This is a genomic window from Vibrio sp. 378, from assembly GCF_033339435.1.
On record NZ_JAWOUO010000758.1, the window covers coordinates 1 to 616 of the forward strand.

General features: G+C 40.3%; 1 protein-coding gene. It reads right to left on the minus strand.

Translation table 11 applies throughout. The annotated features are described in order from the left end of the window. Positions 1-61 precede the first annotated feature (61 nt). Complete coding sequence (gene tnpA, locus R7Q48_RS28690; protein WP_017633711.1) at positions 62-496, minus strand: IS200/IS605 family transposase; 435 nt, start codon at positions 494-496, stop codon at positions 62-64. Between the last annotated feature and the right edge of the window lie 120 nt (positions 497-616).

The window sequence follows — 616 nt, forward strand, 5'->3', positions numbered from 1 at the left end:
GTAAATTACCACCTTCTAAAGAAGGTGGCTTTGTGTGAGCCCCCTAAAAGGGGGCCTTTGTTTAGTCCAGCGCCAATTGCTGCTGCTCTACTCGCTCTTGCTTCTCTTGATGTCTTACATATCGGCGTATTATTTCTTCATTGATTCCAACACTATCGACAAAATAGCCTCTTTGCCAAAAGTGATTACCCCAAAGCCTGTTCTTCCTAAGGTGAGGAAACTTGCTAAATAGCTTTAAGGCTATTTTGCCTTTCAATACCCCCATCAACTTGGATATCGAAAGCTTTGGTGGGACCTTTACAACTAAATGTACGTGGTCAACTTGTACGTTTAGCTCTACGACTTCACATCCAAGTTGATTACAGTAAACATAAATACATCGATAAACTTCTTTACCTATATTGTTCTTCAAGATCCTAAATCGATACTTTGGCGTCCACACTATATGGTATTGACAACGCCAAAATACGTGGGAAGCTTGATTGTATCTACTCATGTTATTTGTCCTCTTTGACTTCTGGAAAAATCAAAGACGCATTTAGCATGAGTAGTTTTACAGGCAAAGCCGAAACGGATGATAACCACCTACTGAAGTAGGTGGTTTAGGGCTGAAAAA

Excerpts from the sequence above, each read along its gene's own strand:
- tnpA (WP_017633711.1), bottom strand. The coding sequence starts at position 496 with ATGAGTAGATACAATCAAGCTTCCCACGTATTTTGGCGTTGTCAATAC.